This window comes from Mycobacterium asiaticum, assembly GCF_001673635.1.
Taxonomy (GTDB): Bacteria; Actinomycetota; Actinomycetes; order Mycobacteriales; family Mycobacteriaceae; genus Mycobacterium; species Mycobacterium asiaticum_C.
Window position 1 is genome coordinate 21,002 of the sequence record NZ_LZMH01000078.1, and the last position, 24,813, is coordinate 45,814.

A 24,813-nucleotide genomic window follows, 5' to 3' on the forward strand; every position below is an offset into this window, starting at 1 on the left:
GCATCGTGGTCAGGGCTTTTGCCGACCCGAGCGGCTCAGCCGCCACTCCGGCGGGAAGTTCAGGTCGTTGTCCTTTACCACGTTGTTGAGGCCTTTGCTGAAGGTGCCTTCGGTCAGGTCGACGTCGTTGTCCTTGTCGTTGGCGATCATCGGCAGCATTCCCTCGACCATGCCGGTGAGCAGGCTGCCGAAGTACTCCCCCTTGTGCTGCTTGTACAGCTCCAGGAAGGTCTTCTGCACCGCGACGGTGTCCGTCGGACGGGATCGCGAGCAGGCCAGCGCGTACTTCGCAGTCTCCTCCTCAAGCTTGTCGCGGGGTACCACGCTGTTGACGAAGCCGCAGTCGTACATTTCTTTTGCGCTGAAGGGCCGCCCGGTGAACAGCATCTCCGAGAACTTGCGCAGGCCCATCGTCTCGGCCCACCACCACAGCCGCGGACCCCAGCCGACGTAGCGGAACGCCGGGTGCCCGAACAGGGCGTCGTCGGAGGAGATCACCAGGTCGGCGTCGCCGGCCTGATAGAAGTGCCAGCCGTAGCAGTAGCCTTTGGCCTCGATGATGCTGATCTTCCGAAGTTCCTGCAGCGGGCGGTTTCCCGCGCGCGCCTTGGCGTAGAAGTCGGTCACCGTGGACAGGTAGCGATACGAACCGCCCGGTGGGTATTTGACGTCGTCGTCGTTGATGGCGAGCTCGTGCAGCAGCGGCATGCCGGGGTTCTCCAGCATGCCCCGCTGTTCGGGCAGGTCACCGCCGCTGCCGAAGTCCTCGCCCTCGCCGCGGATCACGACGACCTTCACGTCGTCGTCCACGTTGCACTTGTGGATCAGGTCGGCGTAATTCTGCCGCATCCCGAGGGTGGTGGAATTCTGTGCGTCGGGGCGGTCGAAGGTGATGTAGGCGATTCTGTTCTTGACGTCCTTTTCGAACTTGATGTACTGCTCGGCTTCCTTCTTCATCTCTTCGTAGTCGTATTCGGGCATGTCTTTCTCCACTTCTGTTGCCTGGTTGAGTGTCTACTTGAGCAAAGCGCCCGCGTCGACGGGTAAGGAAACGCCTGTGACATAACGTGATTCGTCGGAGGCGAGGAACAGGACGGCATTGCTGATGTCGACGGCTTCCACCCACGGCACCGGCAAAGTGTGTGTCATCTGTGAGAACGGCGCGAAATCCTCCGGACCCGGATTCTCCAGGTCCGGCCGGAACAGGCGGAATGTCACCTCGTTCATGGTCATCGGCGTGTTGACCTGGCTGGGATGCACCGAGTTCACCCGGATGCTGTGCTGGCCCAGTTCGACGGCGAAGCTGCGCATCAGCCCCATCACGCCGTGCTTGGCGGCGATGTAGTGACCCGTGTAGGCCAGCGCTTTGTGTGAACCGACCGAACCGGTCAGCACGATTGAGCCCCCTCGCCCACCCTTGATGACATGCGGCACACCGGCTTTCACGGTTTTCCACACGCCGGACAGGTTGACGTCGATCATGTCCTGCCAGATGTCTTCGGGCAACTTGTGCAGCTTGTTGCCGAACGTCCCGATGCCGGCGTTGGCGACGATGATGTCGAGGCGACCGAGTTGCTGCACGCCGTCGTCCACCGCGGCCCGCAGCGCGTCGAAATCGCGTACGTCAACCTCGGCGGTGACGATGCGCCGACCCACGGCCTCAACCAGGTCGGCGGTCTCGGCGAGATCGGCCGGCGTCGAGGAGTCGTAAGCCAGGTTTTCGATGGGCCCGCAGATGTCGACCGCAATGATGTCGGCGCCTTCCTCGGCCAGGCGGACCGCGTGGCTGCGGCCCTGCCCGCGCGCAGCGCCGCTGATGAATGCGACCTTGCCTGCAACCCGTCCGGACCGTCCCGCGCGTCCGTTCATTGGGGCACTACAGCCGGCATGGATTCCCAACCGCGCACCGTAGACGTCGGGCTCAGTTTGGCGTTGCTCAGGTCGACCTCCCACTCGGGGAACCGTTTGAGGATTTCCTCCATGGCGACTCGTCCTTCCAGGCGGGCCAGCGCGGAGCCCAGGCAGAAATGCGTTCCGACGCTGAACGTCAGGTGCGGACGGGCGACACGGTGGATGTTGAACTCGTCTGCGTCGGGACCGAATTGGCGGGGGTCACGGCATGCCGCCCCGATCAGCATCATCAGCACGCTGCCTTCGGGCACCGTCCGGCCGTGCAGGGTGACGTCGCGGGTCACATACCGGGACACATGCGGTGCCGGCGGTTCATAGCGCAACAGTTCCTCGATGGCCTGCGGGATCAGCGCTGGGTTGGCGACGATTTCGCGACGCTGGTCGGGGTGTTCGGCGAGCACCTTGCCCGCCCACCCGATCAGCCGGGTGGTGGTCTCATTGCCGGCCCCGGCGACGACGTTCAGGTACACAAGTATTTCGTCCCGGGTCAGCCGACGCGTGGTGCCCGTCTCGTCGACGAACTCGACATTGAGCAACTCGGTCATGATGTCGTCGGAAGGATTGTCGGCGCGCCAGTCGATGTAGGCGGCGAACTGCTCGCCCACCGACAGGCCCTGTTCGGCGGCGCGCATCGGCTTGCCCGCCTCGGTGCGGAGCTGGGCGTTACCCCGGTCACGGATGTACACCTGGTCGTCCTCGGGAATACCGAGCAATGCGCTGATGACCTTCATCGGCATCAGCGCGCCGAGATCGGTGACGAAGTCGAACCGGCCCGATCCGACCAGCGGATCGAGCAATTGCGCGCAGAACTCGCGAATCATCGGTTCGAGCGCGCCGATCTTGCGCGGGGTGAACATCCGCGACAGCAGTTTTCGGTGCACGTCGTGGATAGGCGGGTCTTCGAAAATCAGCATTCCGGACGGGATGTCGAGGTTGGCCTTGATCAGCTCCAGGATCGCGCCGCGGGCCGAACTGAAGGTGACGTGGTCGACCAGCGCCTTGTTCACATCGGCGAAGCGACTCAGCGCGAAGAAATCGTATTGGGCGTTGTAGTAGAGCGGCGCCTCGTCACGCAGTCGCCCGAACATCGGGTAGGGGTCGACGATGAGCTCCGCGTCGTAGGGATCGAAACGGAGCTGGCTGTCGGTGCTTGTGGTCACGGAGAACTCCTACCGCCGGCCTCCCCGTGCACCCAGCCATGCCGACCAAATCGGCGGTGGGACGGGGGTTTTGGCCAATTTCTACACTTCGCTTAATTGGGCTGTCCGATGGAGCACGAGGACGTCGGCTTTTCTCTATTCTCGTAGAGAACCATACAGCGGGTGTTGTGACAAGGCTCCACTCAACGCCGCCTACTCCCGCGCGCCGGACGCCGCCCGTCGGTGCGGGTCAGCTCTCCCTGGTCCGGACTCTTGAGCACACCGGTGGCGATTGCCGCCAGGATCCCGTCGAGTTGCGCTGCACTGTCGACGATTCGGTCACCGTGCGCGAACCGCAGTAACAGGCCGTTGATGAACGTCAGCGTGATGTTGCTCAGGTCCTCGACCACCGCCGATTCCAGTTCGGCACCGCGCGGCATCAGCTGGACCAGAATCTCGCGGTGCAACTTGGTGAAAGCATCGGTCCCCTGCTGCAGCGTGGAGGCCAGCGCCGGGTCGCGCGCGGCCTGCATGGTCAACTCGTAGCGCGCCCTGGTGCGAGAGAGTTCCGGCTCGCGGCCGGACTGGATGACCACCTGTGACAGCAGGGACGGCGACCCCGCGTTCTGGGAGTTGCCCGAGTTGTCCGCCACCGCTTGCAGATTCGCCATGTCGAGCTCGGCCAGGCGCTCGGCGACAGCCAGCAGCAACGCGGAACGCGTGCGAAAGTAGAACGAAGTGGTGCCGTCGGGCACCCCGGCTTTCCGGTCGACCTTCAGGTGGCTCAGTCCCTTGGCGCCGTCGTCGGCCAGCAGTTGGATCGCCGCATCGCACAGATCGCGGCGGCGTTCGGCGGGGTTTGGCTTGCGTCGCTTGTCCATCGGCACCTTCGTCGGCTTGGCTGCAGAGCGTACTCTACATTTGTAGTGTCAGCCAAGCGCTGTCAGATACCAACAGACAAAACCCCCGCCCGGCGGGATGCCGAAGCGGGGGGTCTTGTTTCAGCTATCGATCAGATGGCGATCAGGTGCACGGTATGCCGTGCGGGCCACCGACCCACTGGCCAGGCGGGGACTGCCACGGGCAGAACTTCTTGATCTGGCCGGGTGCCGGACCAGGGCCCCACCAATTGATCGGGTTGTCGATACCCGGTCCCGGCGGGTTGGGCGGGCCCGGGATGTGCGGGCCGGGTCTAGCGTCGGCCATACCTGCGCCGAGACCCAGCGCGGCTGCACCCAACGCACCCAACACGGTCGTTTTTCCAGCGAATTTCTTGATGTTCATTCTCGACCTCCTCGCGGGTCCGCTCGCCCGGCGCGTCTTGCGGCACCGCGTTGACCTGCGACGACGGCGGACCGTCGATTTTCGGTTGGATCTTGATTACCCGCGCGCCATCCCTGTCAAACGCCACTGGGACCGTGGCACCGGGGTAGCCGCACAAGCGCCCAACGTGGGCCCTATGGCGGCGTCGAGCGCGATTCGCCTACCCAAGACCCACGCTCGACGGCTGGTGGAACTCGCCCAGCTCAGGCTGGCTCGCGCAGCGGCAACCCGGCAGCGCCATAAATCGCGTCGATGACGGTCATGTTCTCGACGGCATCTTCCGGCGTGGTCTTGACCGGCTGACCGTGCAGCACCGCGGCCGCGAATGCGTCGAGCTGATACGCGTAGGAGGCACGCCGCGACAAGCGCTCCACCCGCCTGCCGTTCGACGATTTCACTGTAAGTCGATGAAACAACTGCGGCACAACAGGATTGAGCACCCGCAACTCGCCGTCATCGCCGATCACTTTAACGCTCATATCCAGTAGGCGCGTCGACCACATCGAGGTACGGACCCGACCGGTGTGCCCTCCGGCGAATCGGAGTTCGGCCGTCATGGCCCGGTCGACCCGCGGGTCGCGCAGCTTCGCCTGTGCGGAAACGACTTCCGGAGTGGAGCCGCCGAACGTGCGAACCATGTGGACGGCGTAACAACCGGCGTCCATTGTGGCGCCACCGGCAAGGGAATAGTCGTAGCGGATGTCGGAGAACTTGGGCAGCGGAAAGCACATGGCGGCCTCAACCCGGCGCAGGGTGCCCAGCTCGCCCGACGCGATGATCTCCTCGGTCCGCAACGTCAGTGGGCGGTAGCGGTAGTGGAATGCCTCCATCACCACCTTGCCCGATTCTGCTGCCGCGGCTGCGATCTCGCGGGCCTCGGCAGCGTTGGCGGTGAACGGCTTCTCGCACAGCACATGCTTGCCCGCGGCCAGCGCGGCGCGGGTCCACCGGCCGTGCATGCCGTTCGGCAACGGGTTGTAGATGGCGTCGATGTCCGGGTCGGCAATCAGTGCGTCGTAACTGTCATGGACGCGGTCGATGCCGTGCTTGGTCGCGAATGACTGTGCGCGCGATACTTCGCGGGCCGCCACGGCGGCCACGACCACCTCGGCGTTTGCTTTCGCCGGATTCACCAGCGCCAGCGGCGCTATGCGCGCTGCGCCGAGAATGCCGATGCGCATGGACACCGGTTCACGCTAGCACCGCACTGCGCCACTCAGCGGCGCGCGAATGCGGGAGCGCGCTCGGGCAGGACTCCGACTCCGATGAAGTACGCCGGCAGAAACGAGACCCACGGGAAGCGCTCGATAATGCGCAGCACCGAATCCGGCGGCGCGGGGTCCGCGCCGCGCAGCAACGGTCCGAGCAACCGCCGATGTAGCACAAGTTGCACGAATTGCGTTATGGCGGTGGGGATTGCCCGGCGGCGGCGGATCCTGGCCAGATCACGGTCGGTGACCCGGTGCCGCTGCAGCGGTTCGGCGAGGATGGTCGCGGCCGCTACGGCGTCCTGAACCGCCAGGTTGATGCCGACGCCTCCCATCGGGGACATGGCGTGAGCCGCATCGCCGATGCACAGCAAGCCTGCGCAATGCCAGCGTCGCAGGCGATTCACCCGGACATCGAGGTGCTTGACGTCGTCCATGGACTCCAGCGCGTCCATCGATCCGGCCGCTTCCGGCACCAGCGCGGCGACCTCGCGACGGAATGCCTCGATGCCCTGCGCGCGCAGCTGCGCGTCGCTGCCCTTGCGTCCCAGGTAGGCGATTTGGAAGTAACCCTCCCGCGGGATCACAGCCAGCGCCTTGCCTGGGCCGGTGCGGGGCAGGAACGAGAATTCGGTGTTGTCGTTGCGGGGCAGCTGGAACCACCACACGTCGAAGTTCACCGGAAATTCGCGGGTCGGCAGGCCGGCCTCCTGTCGCGCGATGGACCACCGTCCGTCGCAGGCGACGGTGAGCTCGGCCCGCAGTTCGCCTTCGCCGTCGGGACCCCGATACCGGACCCCGGTCACCCGGTCACCCTCCCGCAGCAATCCGGTGACCTCGGTGTTCATCCGCAGGTTGAACGTCGGCTCCGCGGTCGCGGCCTCGGCGAGCAGATTGAGCAGGTCCCACTGCGGCACCATCGCGATGAACGGATGCGGTTGGTGTAGCCGGCCGAAGTCGACGTAGGTCACCGAGCGGCCATTCGACTCGAATGCCGCATTGCGGACTTCGGTGTACGACAGCTTGGAAAAGGGTTCCCACAGACCCAATTCGTCGAGCAGCCGCATGGTTGTGCAATGCACGGTGTCGCCGCGGAAGTCGCGCAGGAAGTCACCGTGCTTCTCCAACAGGGTGACGTCCACGCCTGCCCGGGCCAGCAGCAGCCCAAGGACCATGCCCGCCGGGCCGCCTCCGATGATCGCGCACGTCGTCTTCTCGGCCATGACGGCTCAAGCATAGGTCTCGCCCGGACGCGGATTGAGTCCGTGCCAGGTTGACGCCATCGCGAAGCGTGGCTTGTCATAACCTGACAACTGCAATTTTCAACTATCGGCGGTGCCACGCCGGCCGGCAGGAAGGTGCGCTGGTGGTGACGACGCGACGAGTCGCTCCGACGCGACCGGCTCACGGCAATCAGGTCCGGGCCGAGCGCACCCGTGCCATGGTGATCGACGTGACGGTGCAGATCGTGCTCAGCGAGGGCATCGCGGCGGCCAGCGGCCGCCACATCGCCGACAGCGCGGGCGTCACCTGGGGAGTGATCCAGTACCACTTCGGCGACCGGGACGGCCTGCTGATGGCGGTGGTGGACCAGGGTTTCGACGAGTTGCTGGACGCGCTGCGATCCGTGCCGGCGGCGACCGAGGGCACACCGACCCGCGATCGGGTGGAGGCGGTGGTCACCTCGGCGTGGCGGGCCATGTCCAGCCCGACCGCACGTGCGGCAACCGAGATTCTGATCGGCACCCGCGCCACCCGCGGCACCGTAGCCACCGGGCACATCAAACGTCTGGCCAAGACGTTCAATACGCTGGGCGCCGCGATCGATCGCAACCTCAGCCCGAACCAGCGTGCGGCCATCGGCGAGCATCTGCTGACGGCCTTGCGTGGCATGATCACCAACCAACTGGTCATGCACCGGCCCGTCGACACGACCAAGGACCGGCGGCTGCTCGTCGACATCCTCAGCTGTTACATCGACACGAACCAGCAACGGGCGGAGCCGGATTCATGACCGAGACCATGCAAGCGCTACTCGGCCAGCGGATGTCCGGCGCCGGCATCGCCGTGAAATTCGGTGACCTGCGCTGGACCTGGCGTGACTATCTCGCCGAGTCGGTGGCACAGGCCGCAGCGCTGCTGGCCGCTGCGGACCGGGATCGGCCGATGCACATCGGTTCTTTGCTGGGCAACACGCCGGACATGCTGACGCAGATGGCTGCGGCCGGCCTCGGTGGTTACGTCCTGTGTGGGCTGAACACCACGCGCCGCGGCGAGGCGCTGGCCGCCGACATCCGGCGCGCGGACTGTCAGATTGTGGTGACCGATGCCGAGCACCGCCCGCTGCTGGACGGCTTGGACCTTGACGAAACGCGGGTCCTCGACACCTCCAGCGAACAGTGGAAAGAGCTGATCGCCGGCGCCGGTCCGCTGGTTCCGTACCGTCAGGTCGAGATGATGGACCCGTTCATGATGATCTTCACGTCCGGCACCAGCGGTAACCCGAAGGCCGTCCAGGTCTCGCATTTGATGCCGACCTTCGCCGGGCGCAACCTGGCCGAGCGCTTCGGGTTGACCGAGCGGGACACTTGCTATGTGTCCATGCCGCTGTTCCACTCCAACGCGGTCGTCGCCGGCTGGGCCCCCGCGGTGGTCTCCGGTGCCGCAATCGTGCCCGCGAAGTTCTCGGCAAGCAACTTCCTGCGCGATGTCCGCCGGTACAACGCGACGTACATGAACTACGTCGGCAAGCCCCTGGCCTACATCCTTGCCACACCCGAACGCGAGGACGACGCCGACAATCCGCTGCGGGTGGCCTTCGGAAACGAGGCCAACGAGAAGGACATCGGGGAGTTCGCCCGCCGTTTCGACGTGCAAGTCGAGGACGGGTTCGGATCGACCGAAAACGCGGTGATGGTGATTCGCGAACCGGGCACGCCGTCCGGATCGATCGGTAAAGGCGCCGTCGGGGTGGCCATATATAACAGCGACACCAACACCGAATGCGCCATCGCGCGGCTCGACGAGAACGGTGCCCTGCTCAACGCTGACGAGGCCGTCGGCGAATTGGTGAACACCACGGGATCGGGCCTGTTCACCGGTTACTACAACGACCCGCAAGCCAACGCGGAACGGCTGCGGGGCGGGATGTACTGGTCGGGCGACCTGGCCTACAAGGACGCACAGGGCTGGATCTACCTGGCCGGCCGCACCGCCGATTGGATGCGGGTGGATGGGGAGAATCTCGCGGCAGCGCCGGTTGAGCGAATCCTGCTCCGGCACAAGGCCATCAACCGGGTTGCGGTGTATGCGGTCCCGGACGGCCGGGTCGGGGACCAGGTGATGGCGGCGGTCGTGCTGCACGAGGGAAGCGCCTTCGACCCCGAATCCTTTGAGGCCTTTCTCGACTTACAGCCCGACCTGTCTCCCAAGGCGTGGCCGCGCTACGTCCGCATCGCTGCCGACCTGCCCAGCACCGCCACCCACAAGGTGCTCAAGCGTCAGCTGATCGCGGAGGGCACCTCGGTCGGCGCGGGAGAAACCCTGTGGGAGCGTGCGGAACGCGGTACCGCTTACCGGACGGTTACCGGACGGTGATGTCATGACCGAGAACGGCGGGACGCGGGTGGCGGTTTATTTCGACTTCGACAACATCGTCATCTCCCGTTATGACCAAGTGCACGGCCGCAATTCGTTCCAGCGGGATAAGGCCAAGGGGCTCGACCAGGAGCGGTTGCGGGTCGCCACGGTCGATCTGGGCGCCATCATGGACTTCGCGTCGTCGTTCGGCACGCTGGTGCTCACCCGCGCGTACGCCGACTGGTCTGCCGAGGTGAACGCCGCGTACCACGGCCAGTTGGTGGGCCGCGCCGTCGACCTCGTGCAGCTGTTTCCGGCGGCCGCCTACGGCAAGAACGGCGCCGACATCCGGCTGGCCGTCGACGCCGTCGAAGACATGTTCCGGTTACCTGACCTGACCCACGTGGTCATCGTCGGTGGTGACTCCGACTACATCGCCTTGGCGCAGCGCTGCAAGCGGCTGGGGCGCTATGTCGTCGGAATCGGGGTGGCCGGAGCCAGCAGCCAGTCGCTGGCCGCGGCGTGTGACGACTTCCTCACCTACGACGCGCTGCCCGGCATCTCACCCCCCGTCGCGGCGACCCAGCCGAAAAAGCGCGGCCGCCACGCCAGCGTCGCCGAGCCCGACGACGAGCCGGCACCTCCGGATTCGCAAGCCGCGGCAACCGCATTGCTCGAACGCGCCCTGCGCATCAGCCAGGAAAAGGATGACGCGGACTGGCTGCACAATTCGCAAGTCAAGGCGCAAATGAAGCGCATGAACCCGTCGTTCAGCGAAAAGGCCCTAGGATTCAAGTCTTTCAGCGATTTCCTGCGTTCCCGCGCCGATCTGGTCGAACTGGACGAGAGCACCACGACGCGGATGGTGCGCCTGAAATCTGACGCGTCTTAACGGTCGATCTCACCGGCGATGCCGCGCTCAATGGTGCTTCGGGTGACGTCGGGCAGCACGATGAGGCCCTCGAGTTCGGTACGCGCCAAGCCGTAGGCGTGCTGGCGTTCGGCGGCCGTGGCGCCGGAGTCCGCGGCGATCCGGAGCAGGTTCTGGGCGCGCGACACGCGCTGCTTCTCCTCTTTGGAGAAGTCGTTGGTCCGCCTGCGCATCGCCTCGGCTTCGGCGGCGTTGAACGCCGTCACGTAGTCCTCGACGGCATCGAGGTATTGCCGCGCGGCGTCCCGGTCGTCGGAAAGATCCTCGGCACGCAGTGGCTTGAGCAGGTCGGCCCGCAGTTTGGCCTTGTGGAAACGGGTGGTCAGCGGGTCCCGCATGTCGGTCATCACCGGAAAGTCCAGCAACCGTGACGGGTCGAGTTCGTAGGCCAGCCAGCGCGCGTCGGTGTCCTCATGCGCCTCGAGCGCGCGTCTGATAGCGCGCCAGTGCGCCGCTGGATTGCCGGCTGAGCCCGTGCCGCCCGGGGCGTCGGAGATCGCGTCCGGGCCCGAACTCCTACCCGACTCCCCCGCCCGCTTGTTGAAGGAAGAGATTGCCTTGATGCCGGCCGCGATCAAACCGACCAGCGGCAGCAACAGCAGTAGCAACTCGAGCAAGCGGAACAGCACACCCACGAAGCCAGGATGCCATCAGATTTTCAGCGCTTGTCGAGCTGCCCGGCGGCGACCTGGTCGGCCGCCTTGGCGGTCACATTTCCGGCCAGACGGGAGGCCACTTCGGGAGCATTCGCCGCGAACCGTGCCAGCGCCCGCTGACGCAGCGGTGCCACGGTCACCTCACCGCGATTGCGCTCGATCGCGCTGACCACGGCGGCGCCCACCTGCTCCGGCTTCCCGGTGCCGATCAGCGGCGGCGCGTCAGCTCCTGAGTCCGCGAACATGCCGGCGCCACTGATCGCCCCGGGACTGACCACCGAGACGCCGATCCCATCCGGGCGCAGGTCGTCACGCAGGCACAGGGCGAAACCGCGCAGGCCGAACTTGGTCGCCGCGTACAGCGAGGCCCGGGCCGTCGCCGTCTTACCCGAGATCGACGAGATGTAGACGAAGTGACCCGACCCGCGGGCAATGAAGGCCGGGATCAGCTCGCGAGTCATCTGTACGGGCACCTCGAGATTGACCCGTAGCGCGCGGTCGACCTGCTCGGCGGTGTAGCTGTCCAGCTTGCCCGAGGCCGGCAGTGCCGCGTTGGATACCAGCACGTCGATCGGGCCGGCTTCGGCAAGCAAGGCCGGGCCCGCACCCGGTTCGGCGAGGTCGCTGACGATCGTCCGGTGGCCGGCGCCCGGCAGCGAGGCTACCAGCTCGGCCAGCTCCTGAGGCTTGCGTGAACTCACGATCAGGTGCGCTTCGCGCTCGGCGAGCGCCTTGGCGATCGCGCGGCCGAGGCCACCGGTCGCGCCGGTCAGCAGAACAGATTTTCCGGTCAGCTCCATGCCGCTGACGCTAGCCGATCTCGCTGAGAGCCCGGTACTCGAAGCGGTTGAGCACGTCGTAGGACCCCCCGACGGTTACCGAGAACACTCGGTAGAGCAATCGCACGGCGGTGACGGGAATCCTGTCGTACCCGGCCAGCACGGGTCGCCGCTCCACCAGGTGCAGGCTGGGGTTCCAGTCCTGCAGCTCGCGGGCGTCGCGGATCCCCCACTTGACGATGCCCTTGGTGAACGCCTTCGACGCCAGCGGTCCCAGCGGCGAAACGGTGTCGAAAAGCATTTCACCGCTGTTGAATTGAGCTGTGAGGCGGGCGAGCAACTGCCGGACCTCGGTTGGTGGCAGGTACATCAGCAGGCCTTCGGCGATGACCAGGGTGGGCCGCCCGACCGGGATGTCCGAGAGCCACCCCGGGTCGGTCACCGACGAGCCGATCATTCGGTAATTCGCGGTGTCGGTGTACAGCCGGCGGCGCAACTCGATCACTTCCGGCTGGTCCAGGTCGAACCACTGCACGGACTCCGGCACCGACAGCCGGAAGACGCGGCCGTCCAGCCCGCAACCCAGGTGCAGCACAACGGCTTCGGGATGCCGACGCAGGAAGTGCGCACACCAGTCGTCGAGCTGCTTGGCACGCAACGCGACGAGATACTGGTTCAACACCGGCAACGACATGCGGTGTATCCGCTTGAAGTCGTAATCGATGCGCTCGACCGCTTCGGCCGCCGCGCGATCGCCCAGAATCGGCTGCTGCGCCCGGCTTACCCGGCTTACCCGGCTTTCATAGGCCCGCAGGTAAAGGGTGACCAGGTTGGTCCACTCCACCGAGCCCCACCGGACCGCACTGAAATCGACCTTGTCCCGCGTCACAGCTCCACCCTACGGAGGCTGGGTCAGCAGGCCGCCGCCGCCGTCGGCGCGGCCCGGCAGTGTGGCTGCACCGCACGGTTGATCGCGGTGGCGACGCAATGCGGCGCGTCCAGCAGCAACATGTGCCCGGTGGCCGGTTGCCGCACATGCCACGCGCCGGGTATGGCCGCGACCAGGTCGCGGGCGTGCGCATCCGGGGTGGTCATGTCCGCCCCGCCGCTGACCACCACGGTCCTTGCGGTGATCGAGGAAAGGCAGTCGTACACATCGTAATCCCGGAGATTGAGCAGGAATCCCGCGGCGGCGGCCGGTGATACCGCACGCGTCGATTCCACTGCCACAGCGGCGAAGCCGCGTCGTGCCGCGCACTCCCGGCCGGTCAGGGCGGCGCGAAGAGGGCGGATGACGCCCCTGATGGTCTGTTCCGTGCCGTGCCGCGGCATCCGGTTGACCAGATCGAACAGCACCCGGGGTGCGGGGGTAGCCAGCAGCCGGCCCAGTCCGCGCTCGGACAGCCGTCCGGCCGCGGACGCGATCAGCACCAGCCCATCGGGCTGCACCGGCCGGTGCGGCCGGTTCAGGTACGCGAGCGCCGTCATCCCGCCGAGGGAATGACCGGCCAGGGTGAGTGGACCGCTGACGCGCAAAGTGGTGAGGACGTCGGCGAGATCGTCGGCCAGCCGCTCGACTCGGTAAGTCTCCATCGGGGCGCCCGTCGAGCGGCCGTGACCCCGGTGGTCGTAGCTGATGATCCGCACGGCGTTACCCCAGCGATGGGTCAGCAGGCGGACCTGTAGCGCCCAGCTGTCTTGCGTCAGGCACAGCCCGTGCAGCAGCACCACGGTATGCAGGCCGCCCGATCCCGCGTTGTAGTCGCGGACCGCCAGGCGCACCCCGTCGCCGGCGATCACCGTCCGCTCGGCATAATTGATCTGTGGCACAGCCACTTTCGATTTGGTAGGCACGGTTGACTCCTCGTTGTTGCGGTTGAAGTTACGCAACGGCTGCACCCGGCGCGCGCTTGTGCGCAATAGCCACGCAACGAGCGATTTTCAAATTCTGCGCATTGTGATCGCACGGGAGGGGCGGCCTTGGTCGGCCGATATGCCACGATGACAATTCGTCCACTCAAGGCCCGACCCAGTCAGGAGATTCAATGCCGAACCGATTGACCGACAAAGTCGCACTGATCAGCGGCGGGGCCCGCGGCATGGGCGCATCCCATGTCCGGGCGCTGGTGGCCGAGGGCGCCAAAGTGGTGTTCGGCGACATCCTCGACGACGAAGGCAAGGCGGTCGCGGCAGAGGTCGGCGACGCCGCGCGCTACGTGCACCTCGATGTCACCGAGCCAGATCAGTGGGACGCTGCGGTCGAGACGACCCTGAGCGAGTTCGGTGGTCTGGACATATTGGTCAACAACGCCGGCATCATCAACATCGGCACGTTCGAGGATTACGCGCTCTCGGAATGGCAACGCATTCTGGACATCAACCTTACCGGCGTGTTCCTGGGCATCCGCTCGGTCGTCAAGCCCATGAAGGACGCCGGCCGGGGTTCCATCATCAACATCTCCTCGATCGAGGGACTTGCCGGCACCATCGCCTGCCATGGCTACACGGCGACCAAGTTCGCCGTTCGCGGCCTGACCAAGTCGGCGGCGCTGGAGCTGGGGCCCAGCGGGATTCGGGTGAACTCGATCCACCCCGGCCTGATCAGGACACCGATGACGGAATGGGTACCCGAAGACATCTTCCAAACCGCGCTGGGGCGCATCGCGGAACCGCAGGAAGTCTCCAACCTGGTCGTCTACCTGGCCAGCGACGAGTCCAGCTACTCAACCGGCTCGGAATTCGTGGTGGACGGCGGCTGCGTTGCGGGCCTGGGCCACAAGGACTTCTCCGCGGTGGACACTGCCGAACAGCCGGAGTGGGTCACGTAACGGTCAGTACGCGTCGGGATCCCGCTGAACCTCGACCGGCACCGGATGCTGGTACAGCAGTGACGCGTTCTCCCAGGTGATTTTGCGGATCACGTGGTCGGGCAGCCCGCCGATCTCCTCGTGGATGGTGTGCTGGGTGTGCGGCCACGTGGAGTCGCAGTGCGGATAGTCGGCTTCCAACATGATGTTGTCCACGCCGATACGCTCGTACTGCACGAACGACGACTTGTCCTCCACCGCGCAGAACCAGAAGTTGCGCGCGAAAACCTCTGCGGGCGTGAGCTTCTCACCCAGCGCTTGCCAGGTGCCGTACATCTCGTGGTAGCTGAGCATGTGGTCGAGGCGGTCCAGCAGTCCCGCGACCCAGCCGATTCCCCCCTCGGACAGGCAGATCTTCAGGTCGGGGTATCGGCTGGGCAGGCCCGAATAGAGCCAGTCCACCGCCGCGGAGATGGCGTAGGCGAAGAACAGCACGCCCTGCACATCCGGTGGCGCGTCCGCCGTCGTCGACGGTGACGAGCCCGAGGAGCCGATGTGCAGATTGACGACCGTGCCGGTCTCGGCGCACGCCGCCATCATCGGCTCCCAGTAACCCGAGTGGATGCTGGGGAAGCCGAGCATCGCCGGGTTCTCGGTGAAGGTGACGGCGTGGAAACCCCGCTCGGCGTTCTCCCGGATCATCTCCGCGCCCAGCTCGGGATCCAGCAGCCAGGGCAACTGGCACGGGATGATCCGACCCGGATACGACCCGGCCCACACCTCCAGGTGCCAGTCGTTCCAGGCCCGCACCGACGCCAGGGCGAGCTCGCGATCCTTGGTCACCTGCTGCAGGCGTTGCCCGGCGAATCCCGGCAGGAACGACGGGAAGTTCAGCGAAGCGTAGATGCCGTTGAGGTCCATGTCCTTGACTCGTGCATGGATATCCCAAGCACCCCTGCGCATTTCGTCGAAACGGACGGGTTCGAAACCGTACTCGGACACCGGCCGCCCGACCACGGCGTTGAAGCCGACATTGGGCAGCACCTGTCCGTCGTACACCCAGGTCTGCCCGCCCTCCGGGGTGTCCACCACCCTGGGCGCCCGGTCGGCGAACTTGCGCGGCAGCCGCCCGGTGAAGGTGTCCGGCGGTTCGACGATGTGATCGTCCACCGAAATCACGGTGTAGCGGCGGGCCGCCCTGGGCGGGTCGGGCAAGAGCGTGACCGTGCGGTCCGCGCCGGTCTTGGCGGTGGTGAAGTTCAGGTCGGTGGCCAGGTCGTCGATCGACTTCATGCGGGGCGGTCTCCTTGGGTGGCCGAGCGGTGGGACGCCCGGGGGCCCACTGGGGCCCACGGCGACACATGGGGGCACACGGGGCTAGTTGAGGACATCAGGGTCGGCCTTGATCGTCATGCGCGCCGCGCCGGCCCAGTAGACATCGGCGGCGCGCTCGATCAGCGAGGCCTGCATACCGACCATGTCAGACCAATTCATCTGCGTCGGTTGCCGGCCGGTCAGCATGACGTCGTAGGCCAATTTGCAGACACGCTCGATGGACGCCGCCCGGTAGACCGCCTCGGGCAGCGTGCGGCCGGTGGCGATCACACCGTGATTGGCCAGGATCGTCAGGTTGGCACCGCCGATGCGGGCCGCGAGATCTGCCGCGCGAGAGGGGCTGTCGACCTCGCCGTCGTACGCCTCGACGAGGCACATGTCGTCCAGGAACAGCGACCCGGTTTGGTGGATCAACTCAGGCAGCGTCCCCAGCGCGGCCAGCACGCACACGTAGTACGGGTGATTGTGGATGACCACTCGGGCATCTTCGCGGGCCCGGTGCAACTCGGTGTGAATATGGATGGCCGGGGTGACGTCCCAGCGGCCGCGGACCACGCGGGCATCGGCATCGACCACGCAGATGTCCGATGCGGTGAGTTCCTGCCACCAGAGCCCCCACGGGTTGACCAGCATGTTGGTCTGGCCGTCGAGTTGCCAGGTGATATGGCCGGCCATGTTCTCGGCGAAACCCGTTGAGGCGAGGTGGCGGAACGCCACCGCGAGCGCCTGCTCGTCGGACAGATCCACTCCGATCGGCGGGACGACCGACGGCGCCCACACCTCCAGACCGCCTCGGCGTGCGTTAGGAGAGTTCACTGCCGGCCTCCATCCTGGATCGGACATCTTCGCGCAGTTGGCCTTTGGCGATTTTGCCGCCGGAGGACCGAGGCAGTTCGTCCACCACGACGAGTTCCTCGGGCAGCAATTCCTTGGACACCCCGAGTGACAGCAGATGGGCGACCAGGTCGTCGAGGTCGAGGGTGTGGGAATCGACGAGTTCGGCATACAGGCAGACTTTTTCACCGAACACCGGGTCGGGCATCGCGACCGCCGCCGCCACCCCAACCGCTGGATGCGTCATCACCGCATCTTCCACCTGGCCGGCGCTGATGTTCTTGCCGCCCCGCAGGATGAAGTCGGAGGTCCGCCCCGTCACGCGCAGGTACCCGTCCGCGTCGATCTCGCAGATGTCGCCCATCCGCATCCACCCGTCGCGGGTGAACAACTTGTCATGGTCGGTCCCGTTCAGGTAGCCGAGGCTGGTCGCCGGGCCACGGCAGGCCGGCTGCCCGTGTCCGGTCTGCGTGACGTCTTGCTCACCGTCGAAGAGGCGCACCGACATCTCCGGCACGATGCGGCCGGCGGTGCGCAGTCGACGGTCCGGCGGGTCGTCCAACGTGGTCCCGCTGAGCAACCCGGTCTCGTTGGAGCCGTAGAATTGCAGGATCTTGGCCCCAGTCAGTTCCTCGAATTCCAGCGCCGGCCGGTACGGCAGCGCCTCTCCGCCGGTAAACACCACCCGCAGCGAACTCAGGTCGTACTCCCGGCAGCCGGTATCGGCCATAATCATGGTCAATTGTGTACTGACGCAACACAATACGCTGGCCCGGTAGCGGGCTATGGCCGCGCAGGCCGCCCTCGCGCTGAACCGGTGCAGGAGCAGCGCGGTGGCACCGAGCTGGATCGGGGTGGTGTGGCTGGTCCAGATCCCAAACCCGAACGGCATCGGTATGACCGGCAAGAAGATGTCGTCGGGCGTCAGCAGCCCGTTGGCAATCGCCTTCTGATGGAAATAGTGCCAACGGTTCTGGGTGTGCACCACGCATTTGGGGAGCCCAGTGGTGCCCGAGGTGGAGTTGATCAGGAAGACGTCATCCGGACCGAGCTGGGACCCGGCCGGCCTGGGCAGCACGTCGACATCCAGGCATAGTGCGCCGCTCTCCCCCCACAACAGCAGGACCGGCGTGGACTGGTCGGCCGCCACCTCGGCCGCCGCGGCGCTGCGGGGTTGGTCGCTGATCAGCACTTTCGGTCCGGTGGTCCGCAGCAGGTGACGAACCTCGCGGGTCCCGGCGCGCGCACCGATCCCGACCACCACCGCCCCGCAGCGTTCTATGGCGACGAACAGCACGTGAATGGCGGCCGAGTCGCCATGCCACACCGCCACCCGATCACCCCAGACCACGCCGCAGCCGGCCAGCTGCTCGGCCAGAGCCGTTGCGGCAGCATCGAATCCGGCCCAGGTCAGGATTCCGTCGTCGGGATCGTCCTGGTCGTGTTGCGGTACATCGATGTATGCCGCGCGGTCCGGAGACGTTGCGGCGTTGACGCGCACCGCGTCGGACAGCGTCGATGAGGACCACCAACCCTCGGTGCGATACCGCGCCACGTCATCGGCGGTGAACGCCGGGGACCGCACGATGTTCGGCGCGCCGGCGGTCATATGCAAATGATAGGTAAGCGTTCGGTGATCCAGATCACCGCTGTCGCGCACGCCGAACGTGGGCGCCAGGCAGCCGATCGCTGGAATCGCTCGCGATTTTGCTACCCAGGGCCCACGCTCGGCACAATGGCGCAGGGTACTGCAGCGAGTGCCCCTGACCTGGACTCCAAGAATTCGCCAAGAAGGCTCCAAGGTCGAGCCTGGACTCTGATCCGGGCCGATCTGGGCCCCGACCACCGCCCGAGAAGACCGCACAGGAGTACAAGGACCCCCATGGCGATCGTCGATCAACCGACACACCAGCACCCGCACTTCCCCGGTCCCCACCCGGCTGGAGCGCACGGCGTTCCTCCGCACCGCCACCCGTGGGAGATCGGGCTTCTCGTCCTGGTCATCGTTTCCAGCGCCCTGCTCTACCTGATCGCGTTCGCGGTGGTGCTCTCCGGCAAGGTAAGCGTGTTGTGGCTTTCGGTGCTGGCCGCCCCGATCCTGCTGTACCTGGGACGTGGCCTGAACTACGGCCAGCAGCGGGCGAACGGGGTCAAGATGTCCCCCACCCAGTTCCCCGAGGGCTACTGGCTCGTCGTCGAAGCCGCACAGCGGTTCGGGCTCGCCGAGGTGCCGGACGCCTACGTCGTCCTGGGGAACGGTCAGATCAACGCGTTCGCCAGCGGTCACGGCTTCCGGCGTTACGTGGTGGTCTACAGCGACCTGTTCGAGATCGGCGGCCAGGCCCGCGACCCGCAGGCGCTGGCGTTCATCATCGGCCACGAGGTCGGCCACATCGCGGCCGGGCACGCCTCGTACTGGCGCCAGCTGAGCCAGCTGGCCATGAAGATCCCGTTCCTCGGCCAGGCGCTGTCCCGGTCGATGGAGTACACCGCCGACAACTACGGCTATGCGTTCCGCCCGGATGGGGCCCGGCGCGCCATCGGCGTCCTCAGTGCTGGCAAATACCTGCTGCGCTGGGTCGACTTCGACGGCATGGCCGACCGTGCCGGGTCCGAGACGGGCTTCTTCGTCTGGCTCGCCAACATGCTGGCATCACATCCGGTGAACACCTGGCGCGCCGCGGCGCTGCGCAATCGCGCGGTGGCGGGTTCCCTGTTCTTCCGGCCCCAGCTGCCGCCGCCGGCGCCGTAGGTGCCGAACCACCACGCGGGTTGGCCCCACTGACCCCGCGGCCGTCCGGGACCGCATAGTCGCGCTGTAACGTCGTCGCGGTGTGCGATCAGCTCCCGCGGGTAAACACTGAGATGACTTTGGATCAGCACCAGCTGGCGAAGAGAATGGCCACCCTGGCCCAGACCGTGGCCCTGCCGAACAAGGTCGACGACATTCTGGCCACCGTCACCGCGACCGCCGTCGAGCTGATACCCGGCGCCGACACCGCGGGAGTGTTGCTGATCCGGGCCAACGGCAAGTTCGAATCGGTCGGCGACGTCACCGAGCTGCCGGCCAAGCTCGACGCGCTGCAGCACGACCTGGAGGAGGGCCCCTGCGCGCAGGCCGCCCTGGCCGACACGATCGTCCGCACCGACGACTTCCGTTCTGAAACCCGATGGCCGAGCTACGCGCCGGCTGCCGTTGAGCTGGGTGTGCTCAGCGGCCTGTCGTTCAAGTTGTTCACCGCCGAGCGCACGGCAGGCGCGCTGAACCTGTTCGCATTTCAGCCCCACGCATTTGACGCCGAAGCTGAAACGGTCGGAGCCGTGCTCGCCGCGCACGCCGCGGCGGCGATCATGGCTGGCCGCCACGACGAGCAGATGCAGGCCGCCCTGGCCAGCAGGGACCGGATCGGTCAGGCGAAGGGCATCATCATGGAGCGCTACGGCGTCGACGAGGTCCGCGCCTTCGAGATGCTGCGGGTACTTTCCCAGGAAGGCAACGACAAACTCGTCGACATCGCGCACCGGGTCATCGAAACCCGCGGCGAGGGCGGCTAACTCAGCGGCTAACTCAGCCGCCGCCCTTCAGCCGGATCTTCCACCGCACGAAGCCCAGGTAGAAGATGCTCAGCACCACCAGCATCGCCATGTCGAAGCTCCAGGCACCGGCCGTGTGTTTCCAGTGCGAGTCCTTTGGCACCTGGGGCACCGGACACAACTTCGTCAGGTCGATGGTCGATGCCGAGGTGGCAAAGCCCCACCGCGCCGGGGTCAGCCAGGACATCTGATCGAGCCCCAGGCGGTTGGTGACCGGAATCATGCCGCCGGAGAACACCAGCTGCGACATGACGGCCACCACCAGCAGCGGCATGATCTGCTCGTTGGATTTCGCCACCGACGACAACACCAGCCCCAGCATCGCCGAGGCGACAGTGGTTGCCGCGATGTCGACGTACAACTCGATCGCCGAGCTGCCGAGCAAAACGGCGCTCTCCTTCGGACCCGGCTTGCCGAGCAGCGCGATCACCGTGACGATCGCCGACTGGATGAGCGCCAGCACGGTGTACACGCACACCTTGGCCAGCAGATAGGCCGTGGTCGACAACCCGACCGCTTGCTCACGCAGGAAGATGGCGCGCTCACCGATGAGGTCGCGGATCGTCAGCGCCGTTCCCATGAAGACCGCGCCGACGTTGAGCAGCACCAGGATCTGGGCCGGCTCGGTGGGCGCTTCACTCGTCAATGGCGGGGCGTTGAAGCCGACGTCGCCGGGCACTGACATCGACAGTGCACCCATGATGAACGGCAATATCGCCAGGAAGATGAAGTAGCCGCGGTCGGAAATGATCAGCCGCAACTGCCGTCTGGCGATCGTCGAGAACTGCCGGAACAGGCTGGTGTGCGCGGCCTCGCCGAGCTCGGCGGGTTGTTCCGTCGGCGGTGCCGGCGGCGGGGGACCCGTCTGCGCGAGATAACGGGCCTTGGCGCCGTCCGGGTCTTCGGCCACCGAGCTGAAGATGTCCGCCCAGTTGGTCGTCCCCATCGCCGGCCCGATCTGGCTGGGCGGCCCGCAGAACGCGGTCTTGCCCCCGGGGGCCAGCAGCAGCACCTGGTCGCACACATCCAGGTAGGTCAGCGAGTGGGTGACCACCAGCACCACACGACCGGCGTCGGCCAACTGGCGCAGCATCGTCATGACCTGCCGGTCGAGCGCGGGGTCCAGGCCGGAGGTGGGCTCGTCGAGGATCAGCAGCGACGGGCCGGTCAGCAGCTCCAGCGCCACCGAAGCGCGCTTGCGCTGACCGCCCGACAGCTTGTCCACCCGGGTCTCGAGGTGCTTGGTCATCTCGAGTTCCTCGAGGACCCGGGCCACCACCTGCTCGCGGTCTTCCTTGGTGGTGTCCGGCGGCAGCCGCAGTTCGGCGGCGTACATCAGGGCCTGCTTGACGGTCAGCTGTCCGTGCACCACGTCGTCCTGGGGCACCATGCCGATCCTGCTGCGCAGCGAGGCGTATTCGGCGTGCACGTTGTGCCCCTCGAACGCCACTGTGCCGCTGGTCGGGTGGGTGTATCCGGCGACCAGCTTGGCGAAGGTCGACTTGCCCGCGCCCGACGGCCCGATGACCGCGGTGAGCATTCCGGGCCGAGCGGTCAGCGAGATGTTGTCCAGCAGCGTCTTGTTGCCCTCGATCGTCCAGGTCACGCCCCGTACATCGAGGCCGCCGGTGCGCGTCTCGAGCAGGCTTTCCTCGCGCCGGGACAGCGCGCCGTTGGCGAAGACGAGGTCGATGTTGCCGATCGTCACCACGTCGCCGTCGCGCAGTTGCGCGGAATCGACGCGGGCCCCGTTGACGAACGTTCCGTTGATGCTGCGGTTGTCACGGATCTCGGTGCCGTGGGGTCCCGGGATCAGAGTGGCGTGGTGGCGCGAGGCCAGCACCTCGGGAATGACGATGTCGTTGTCGTCGGCGCGACCGATCTTCACCGCACCTGGCGGCAGGTCACCCGCGCTCCGCCCGGGCCGCAGGATCTTCATCATCGAGGTCCTGCTGCCCGCCTCGGCCGTGCGACCGATCACGGGAGGCGGCTGCTGCTGCGCTGAGGAACGGTAGATCTGCGGTGCCGGCTGGGGCCCGCTGGGGTATTGACCGCCCGGTGAGTGCATCTGTTGCGGACCGGACGGGTACCGGGGCTGACTGGGATGCGCGCCGGTGGGCGGCGGCGACGGCATCCGGCTGGTGGACGGTTGCTGCGGCGGCCCGCCCCAGTTAGCACCGCTCGGGGGGCCGGACGGGACGGGCCCGCTCGGCCTGGCCGGGATCGCCATGGCGGTCGTTGGTGGCGGCCGGCCGACCGACCCCTGGTCACGGCGGCCGACCTCGAAGTCCAGCGCCGGCCCATCCGGGTTACCGATATTGATGCGCTGACCGTCCTGGATGTCGACCGCCGGAACACGTCGCCCGTTGACGTACAGCCCGTTGAGGCTGCCATTGTCGATGGCAACCCATCGGCCCTGGTCAAAGCGCAGCAGTAGGTGTACCCGGGATATCAGCGGATGCGCGACACGCACGTCGGCGCGCAGGTCGCGGCCAATGACTACGTCGTTGCCTGCGGCGAAGGTGCGTTCAGCTCCGTCATACCGCACGGTCAGCACAGGCGGGGCGGCTGTTTGGGTCATCGCAGGCAACTCTATCGGCAGGAATGCCAACTGCAGAAGCAGAACGTGAAATATGGGTTACCGGCGCGACTTTGCCGCGTCACGGCAGTCCGTTGCTGCGCAAAATCTCCTCGCGGCACTGACGCCGGGTTTGGCCGGTCTGTTGCATGCAGATGCGGATCGGCCCCTCCTGCTCCGTCGGCACCGGCGACTCGCTCGGCTCGGGCGCTGAGCTGACGGTCGCGCTGGCGACGGTGTTCTCGGTCAACGACCAGATAGTCGCATCGGAGTCCTGCAGCTTCGAGCAGTATGCGGTGGCCCCGGTCTTGGTTATGCCGGTGCTGCCCAGAGGTGCACACACGGCACCGATCGCGACGACGGGCACGGGAACCGCCGGGCCCGTCGTGGCGGACCCCGTCGGGGCCGGCGTTTGCTGCGCGGGCACGGACGCGGGGGCGGAGGTTGTGGCCGACGAGGTCCGCGCCCCGGGCGCGGCGTGCTCTTCTTCGTCGGCCCTCTCGTACTCGCGGATCGCCAGCGCAACGGCGATGACCAGCAGAATCGCCAGCACCGCAGGGATCAGTACGGCGGGACGCAGCGAACCCTTGGGCGGTGCGGTGACGGGCATGGAGGCGCTGGTGGCCTCGGCGTCGCCGACATCGCCGAGATGATGGCCGAGGGCCCGCGCGAAATCGACGCACCGCAGATACCGGTCCTTGGGATCCTTCGCCAACGCCTTGGCGAATACCGGATCGAGATTGGCCAGCGCCGGCCGGCGGTCGCCGATGGCTGGCGGCGACGCGCTGAGGTGCTGACTGATCACCACGGCGGGGTTCGAATGCTGAAACGGTGGCGCCCCGGTCAACAACTGGAACGCCGAAGCCGCCAGCGCGTATTGATCGGCGCGCCCGTCCAGATCGTTGCCCATCAGCTGTTCGGGGGCGGCGTAGGCCACGGTGCCGACGGTCATGTTGGTGGCGGTCAATCCGGTGGACTCACCGACCAGCCCGGCGATCCCGAAATCCGCCAACATAATTCGTCGATCCGGCGAGTCGGGTCGTGCGATGAGGATGTTTGCCGGCTTGACGTCGCGGTGCAGCAGCTTGTGCTCGTGCGCGTAGTCGAGCGCTTCGGCCACCGCGGTGATGATGTCGACGACCTCCGGGCCGGGCATGCCGCCGGTGTACCGCTCCTCCAGCAACTGACCGGCGTCGGTGCCGTCCACGTAGTCCATGTCGATCCAGAGCTGGCCGTCGGTCTCACCCCGGTCGTGCACGGCAACGATGTGCTGGTGCCACAGGGCCGCCGCGGTGTCGGCTTCGCGGTGGAACCGCTCCCGGTATTCGCGGTCGGCGGAGACGTCGGTCCGCAGCACCTTGAGCGCGTCCTGCCGGGGCAGTCGCGGGTGCCGGGCCAGGTAAACCTCGCCCATTCCGCCGGATCCCAGCCGCCTGATGATGGTGTATCCGGCAAACGTCGAACCTTCGTCGAGCGCCATGGCGGCATAGTAGCCCGCAGTCTCGGCCGGGAAACCGAGGATTCCCGCGCCGCCGCAGGGCTGGAGTTTTGTCCATGGGGTGTCGGGTAATCCGGCGTCCATGTACGACCGCGCAGAATTCCCCGACGATGTGCCCATCCCCGACGCGGCCGAGCAGCAGCGGCCCACCGTCGATTCGCTGTTCGAGGAGGAGTCCGAGGTGCAGGAGTCCGGTGACGTGCCGCTGGAGGCCGACGCGGCGGACTGGCAGGAACAGCAGCGGACGGTGCCGGTAGATCCTGAGCTGGAAGAGCCCGATCGGCGCGAATGAGGACCGGATCGCCGACTCAGTTGTTCGGCGGCGGCGGACTGTAAATGTGCCGTCAAACTCTCGTAAAAAGGGCCTGAAAAGGGCCCGGCCGCGTCGCGCCCGGGACCCGGTCGGCATACGTTTGGATCGGCCGTCGATCGGGGGGCGCCTTGGCCAGTCCCCCTTCGTAAGGAGGTAGTCATGCCGAAGGTTGAGGCGCGACTCCGCCAGCAGTTGCGCAATTACGCCGTCGAGTTGCGCCAGGTGGCCTACACCCTGCCCAACGGGGTGGGCGAGCATGATCTGCTCCGGTTGTCCGACCAGATGCGTGCCGCTGCCGATGAGGTCGGGTCCGTCAGCGCCTGACGGC

The 24,813-nt window shown here is 66.5% G+C and carries 24 protein-coding genes; 8 read left to right on the top strand and 16 right to left on the bottom strand.

Annotated elements, in window-relative coordinates:
* Nucleotides 1-9: 9 nt before the first annotated feature.
* The 7 genes from A5645_RS22940 to A5645_RS22970 all read right to left on the bottom strand — a co-directional run bounded on the left by A5645_RS22940 (nt 10) and on the right by A5645_RS22970 (nt 6,804).
* The gene (locus A5645_RS22940; protein WP_065035731.1) at nt 10-981 is read right to left on the bottom strand and encodes an enoyl-CoA hydratase/isomerase family protein; all 972 of its coding nucleotides are present in this window, start codon (nt 979-981) and stop codon (nt 10-12) included.
* A gap of 33 nt (nt 982-1,014) precedes the next feature.
* Nucleotides 1,015-1,869: a mycofactocin-coupled SDR family oxidoreductase gene (locus A5645_RS22945; protein WP_065035692.1), complete on the bottom strand. Its 855-nt coding sequence runs from the start codon at nt 1,867-1,869 to the stop codon at nt 1,015-1,017.
* Complete coding sequence (locus tag A5645_RS22950; RefSeq protein ID WP_065131153.1) at nt 1,866-3,071, bottom strand: cytochrome P450; 1,206 nt, start codon at nt 3,069-3,071, stop codon at nt 1,866-1,868. The genes A5645_RS22945 and A5645_RS22950 overlap by 4 nt, the downstream gene beginning before the upstream one ends.
* 182 nt (nt 3,072-3,253) lie before the next feature.
* Nucleotides 3,254-3,931 carry a TetR/AcrR family transcriptional regulator gene (locus A5645_RS22955; protein WP_065131154.1) on the bottom strand — a complete coding sequence of 226 codons (678 nt, stop codon included), beginning with the start codon at nt 3,929-3,931 and terminating at the stop codon, nt 3,254-3,256.
* 142 nt (nt 3,932-4,073) lie between these two features.
* On the bottom strand, nt 4,074-4,334 hold the full coding sequence (locus A5645_RS22960) for a hypothetical protein (RefSeq protein ID WP_065035695.1): 261 nt from the start codon (nt 4,332-4,334) through the stop codon (nt 4,074-4,076).
* Between the two features lie 242 nt (nt 4,335-4,576).
* Nucleotides 4,577-5,554, bottom strand: a complete 978-nt coding sequence (locus A5645_RS22965) for a Gfo/Idh/MocA family protein (protein WP_065131156.1) — start codon at nt 5,552-5,554, stop codon at nt 4,577-4,579.
* A 35-nt stretch (nt 5,555-5,589) separates the two neighbouring features.
* Nucleotides 5,590-6,804, bottom strand: coding sequence for an FAD-dependent oxidoreductase (locus tag A5645_RS22970; protein WP_081288514.1), 1,215 nt, complete (start codon nt 6,802-6,804; stop codon nt 5,590-5,592).
* Between the two features lie 146 nt (nt 6,805-6,950).
* On the opposite strand from A5645_RS22970, the gene A5645_RS22975 reads away from it, so the two are divergent.
* The 3 genes from A5645_RS22975 to A5645_RS22985 are packed head-to-tail and all read left to right on the top strand — an operon-like array spanning nt 6,951 to nt 10,052.
* Nucleotides 6,951-7,595, top strand: a complete 645-nt coding sequence (locus A5645_RS22975) for a TetR/AcrR family transcriptional regulator (protein ID WP_065131180.1) — start codon at nt 6,951-6,953, stop codon at nt 7,593-7,595.
* Nucleotides 7,592-9,178: a fatty-acid--CoA ligase FadD1 gene (gene fadD1 / locus A5645_RS22980; RefSeq protein ID WP_065131157.1), complete on the top strand. Its 1,587-nt coding sequence runs from the start codon at nt 7,592-7,594 to the stop codon at nt 9,176-9,178. Before A5645_RS22975 ends, fadD1 begins: the two co-directional genes overlap by 4 nt.
* Nucleotides 9,179-9,182: 4 nt before the next feature.
* Complete coding sequence (locus A5645_RS22985; protein WP_065035698.1) at nt 9,183-10,052, top strand: NYN domain-containing protein; 870 nt, start codon at nt 9,183-9,185, stop codon at nt 10,050-10,052.
* Here A5645_RS22985 and A5645_RS22990 read toward each other — a convergent pair.
* Genes A5645_RS22990 through A5645_RS23005 form a run of 4 tightly spaced genes read right to left on the bottom strand, consistent with a single transcriptional unit; the run spans nt 10,049 to nt 13,380 of the window.
* On the bottom strand, nt 10,049-10,726 hold the full coding sequence (locus A5645_RS22990; RefSeq protein WP_065035699.1) for a hypothetical protein: 678 nt from the start codon (nt 10,724-10,726) through the stop codon (nt 10,049-10,051). The genes A5645_RS22985 and A5645_RS22990 overlap by 4 nt on opposite strands.
* A 23-nt stretch (nt 10,727-10,749) precedes the next feature.
* On the bottom strand, nt 10,750-11,547 hold the full coding sequence (locus A5645_RS22995; RefSeq protein WP_065131159.1) for an SDR family NAD(P)-dependent oxidoreductase: 798 nt from the start codon (nt 11,545-11,547) through the stop codon (nt 10,750-10,752).
* A gap of 10 nt (nt 11,548-11,557) precedes the next feature.
* Complete coding sequence (locus A5645_RS23000; RefSeq protein WP_065131160.1) at nt 11,558-12,415, bottom strand: class I SAM-dependent methyltransferase; 858 nt, start codon at nt 12,413-12,415, stop codon at nt 11,558-11,560.
* Nucleotides 12,416-12,438: 23 nt separating this feature from the next.
* Nucleotides 12,439-13,380 (bottom strand): alpha/beta fold hydrolase, encoded by a 942-nt coding sequence (locus A5645_RS23005; protein ID WP_253867117.1) that lies wholly within the window; start codon nt 13,378-13,380, stop codon nt 12,439-12,441.
* Nucleotides 13,381-13,571: 191 nt separating this feature from the next.
* Between A5645_RS23005 and A5645_RS23010 the strand changes: the two genes are divergently transcribed.
* Nucleotides 13,572-14,354, top strand: a complete 783-nt coding sequence (locus tag A5645_RS23010) for an SDR family oxidoreductase (RefSeq protein ID WP_065035703.1) — start codon at nt 13,572-13,574, stop codon at nt 14,352-14,354.
* 3 nt (nt 14,355-14,357) lie between these two features.
* Here the strand turns inward: A5645_RS23010 and A5645_RS23015 are convergent, their stop codons facing one another.
* The 3 genes from A5645_RS23015 to A5645_RS23025 all read right to left on the bottom strand — a co-directional run bounded on the left by A5645_RS23015 (nt 14,358) and on the right by A5645_RS23025 (nt 18,111).
* Nucleotides 14,358-15,626 (bottom strand): amidohydrolase family protein, encoded by a 1,269-nt coding sequence (locus A5645_RS23015; RefSeq protein WP_065035704.1) that lies wholly within the window; start codon nt 15,624-15,626, stop codon nt 14,358-14,360.
* 84 nt (nt 15,627-15,710) lie between these two features.
* Complete coding sequence (locus tag A5645_RS23020) at nt 15,711-16,484, bottom strand: class II aldolase/adducin family protein (protein ID WP_065131163.1); 774 nt, start codon at nt 16,482-16,484, stop codon at nt 15,711-15,713.
* Complete coding sequence (locus A5645_RS23025; protein ID WP_065131181.1) at nt 16,471-18,111, bottom strand: class I adenylate-forming enzyme family protein; 1,641 nt, start codon at nt 18,109-18,111, stop codon at nt 16,471-16,473. The genes A5645_RS23020 and A5645_RS23025 overlap by 14 nt, the downstream gene beginning before the upstream one ends.
* Nucleotides 18,112-18,384: 273 nt before the next feature.
* Here A5645_RS23025 and A5645_RS23030 point away from each other — a divergent pair, with 273 nt between their 5' ends.
* Both A5645_RS23030 and A5645_RS23035 read left to right on the top strand, forming a co-directional pair.
* Nucleotides 18,385-19,254, top strand: a complete 870-nt coding sequence (locus tag A5645_RS23030) for a M48 family metallopeptidase (RefSeq protein ID WP_065131164.1) — start codon at nt 18,385-18,387, stop codon at nt 19,252-19,254.
* A gap of 113 nt (nt 19,255-19,367) precedes the next feature.
* Nucleotides 19,368-20,057, top strand: a complete 690-nt coding sequence (locus A5645_RS23035; RefSeq protein WP_065131165.1) for a GAF and ANTAR domain-containing protein — start codon at nt 19,368-19,370, stop codon at nt 20,055-20,057.
* Between the two features lie 13 nt (nt 20,058-20,070).
* On the opposite strand, the gene A5645_RS23040 is transcribed toward A5645_RS23035, so the two are convergent.
* Together A5645_RS23040 and A5645_RS23045 are read right to left on the bottom strand one after the other, a co-directional pair.
* Complete coding sequence (locus tag A5645_RS23040) at nt 20,071-22,677, bottom strand: FHA domain-containing protein (RefSeq protein ID WP_414467403.1); 2,607 nt, start codon at nt 22,675-22,677, stop codon at nt 20,071-20,073.
* Nucleotides 22,678-22,756: 79 nt separating this feature from the next.
* Nucleotides 22,757-24,154, bottom strand: coding sequence for a protein kinase domain-containing protein (locus A5645_RS23045; RefSeq protein ID WP_065131182.1), 1,398 nt, complete (start codon nt 24,152-24,154; stop codon nt 22,757-22,759).
* A 79-nt stretch (nt 24,155-24,233) separates the two neighbouring features.
* Between A5645_RS23045 and A5645_RS23050 the strand changes: the two genes are divergently transcribed.
* Both A5645_RS23050 and A5645_RS28245 read left to right on the top strand, forming a co-directional pair.
* Nucleotides 24,234-24,464, top strand: a complete 231-nt coding sequence (locus tag A5645_RS23050; RefSeq protein ID WP_231123122.1) for a hypothetical protein — start codon at nt 24,234-24,236, stop codon at nt 24,462-24,464.
* A 180-nt stretch (nt 24,465-24,644) separates the two neighbouring features.
* The gene (locus A5645_RS28245) at nt 24,645-24,809 is read left to right on the top strand and encodes a hypothetical protein (RefSeq protein WP_172830595.1); all 165 of its coding nucleotides are present in this window, start codon (nt 24,645-24,647) and stop codon (nt 24,807-24,809) included.
* Nucleotides 24,810-24,813 lie beyond the last annotated feature (4 nt).

Bases quoted from the DNA above. Each gene is read 5' to 3' on its own strand.
- A5645_RS23010 (WP_065035703.1), top strand. From the start codon at position 13,572: ATGCCGAACCGATTGACCGACAAAGTCGCACTGATCAGCGGCGGGGCC.
- A5645_RS22960 (WP_065035695.1), bottom strand. From the start codon at position 4,334: ATGAACATCAAGAAATTCGCTGGAAAAACGACCGTGTTGGGTGCGTTG.
- A5645_RS23040 (WP_414467403.1), bottom strand. From the start codon at position 22,677: ATGACCCAAACAGCCGCCCCGCCTGTGCTGACCGTGCGGTATGACGGA.
- A5645_RS22945 (WP_065035692.1), bottom strand. From the start codon at position 1,869: ATGAACGGACGCGCGGGACGGTCCGGACGGGTTGCAGGCAAGGTCGCA.
- A5645_RS28245 (WP_172830595.1), top strand. From the start codon at position 24,645: ATGCCGAAGGTTGAGGCGCGACTCCGCCAGCAGTTGCGCAATTACGCC.
- A5645_RS22965 (WP_065131156.1), bottom strand. From the start codon at position 5,554: ATGCGCATCGGCATTCTCGGCGCAGCGCGCATAGCGCCGCTGGCGCTG.
- A5645_RS22995 (WP_065131159.1), bottom strand. From the start codon at position 11,547: ATGGAGCTGACCGGAAAATCTGTTCTGCTGACCGGCGCGACCGGTGGC.
- fadD1 (WP_065131157.1), top strand. From the start codon at position 7,592: ATGACCGAGACCATGCAAGCGCTACTCGGCCAGCGGATGTCCGGCGCC.
- A5645_RS23030 (WP_065131164.1), top strand. From the start codon at position 18,385: ATGGCGATCGTCGATCAACCGACACACCAGCACCCGCACTTCCCCGGT.
- A5645_RS23025 (WP_065131181.1), bottom strand. From the start codon at position 18,111: ATGACCGCCGGCGCGCCGAACATCGTGCGGTCCCCGGCGTTCACCGCC.
- A5645_RS22940 (WP_065035731.1), bottom strand. From the start codon at position 981: ATGCCCGAATACGACTACGAAGAGATGAAGAAGGAAGCCGAGCAGTAC.
- A5645_RS22970 (WP_081288514.1), bottom strand. From the start codon at position 6,804: ATGGCCGAGAAGACGACGTGCGCGATCATCGGAGGCGGCCCGGCGGGC.
- A5645_RS23045 (WP_065131182.1), bottom strand. From the start codon at position 24,154: ATGGCGCTCGACGAAGGTTCGACGTTTGCCGGATACACCATCATCAGG.
- A5645_RS22985 (WP_065035698.1), top strand. From the start codon at position 9,183: ATGACCGAGAACGGCGGGACGCGGGTGGCGGTTTATTTCGACTTCGAC.
- A5645_RS23015 (WP_065035704.1), bottom strand. From the start codon at position 15,626: ATGAAGTCGATCGACGACCTGGCCACCGACCTGAACTTCACCACCGCC.
- A5645_RS22955 (WP_065131154.1), bottom strand. From the start codon at position 3,931: ATGGACAAGCGACGCAAGCCAAACCCCGCCGAACGCCGCCGCGATCTG.
- A5645_RS23035 (WP_065131165.1), top strand. From the start codon at position 19,368: ATGACTTTGGATCAGCACCAGCTGGCGAAGAGAATGGCCACCCTGGCC.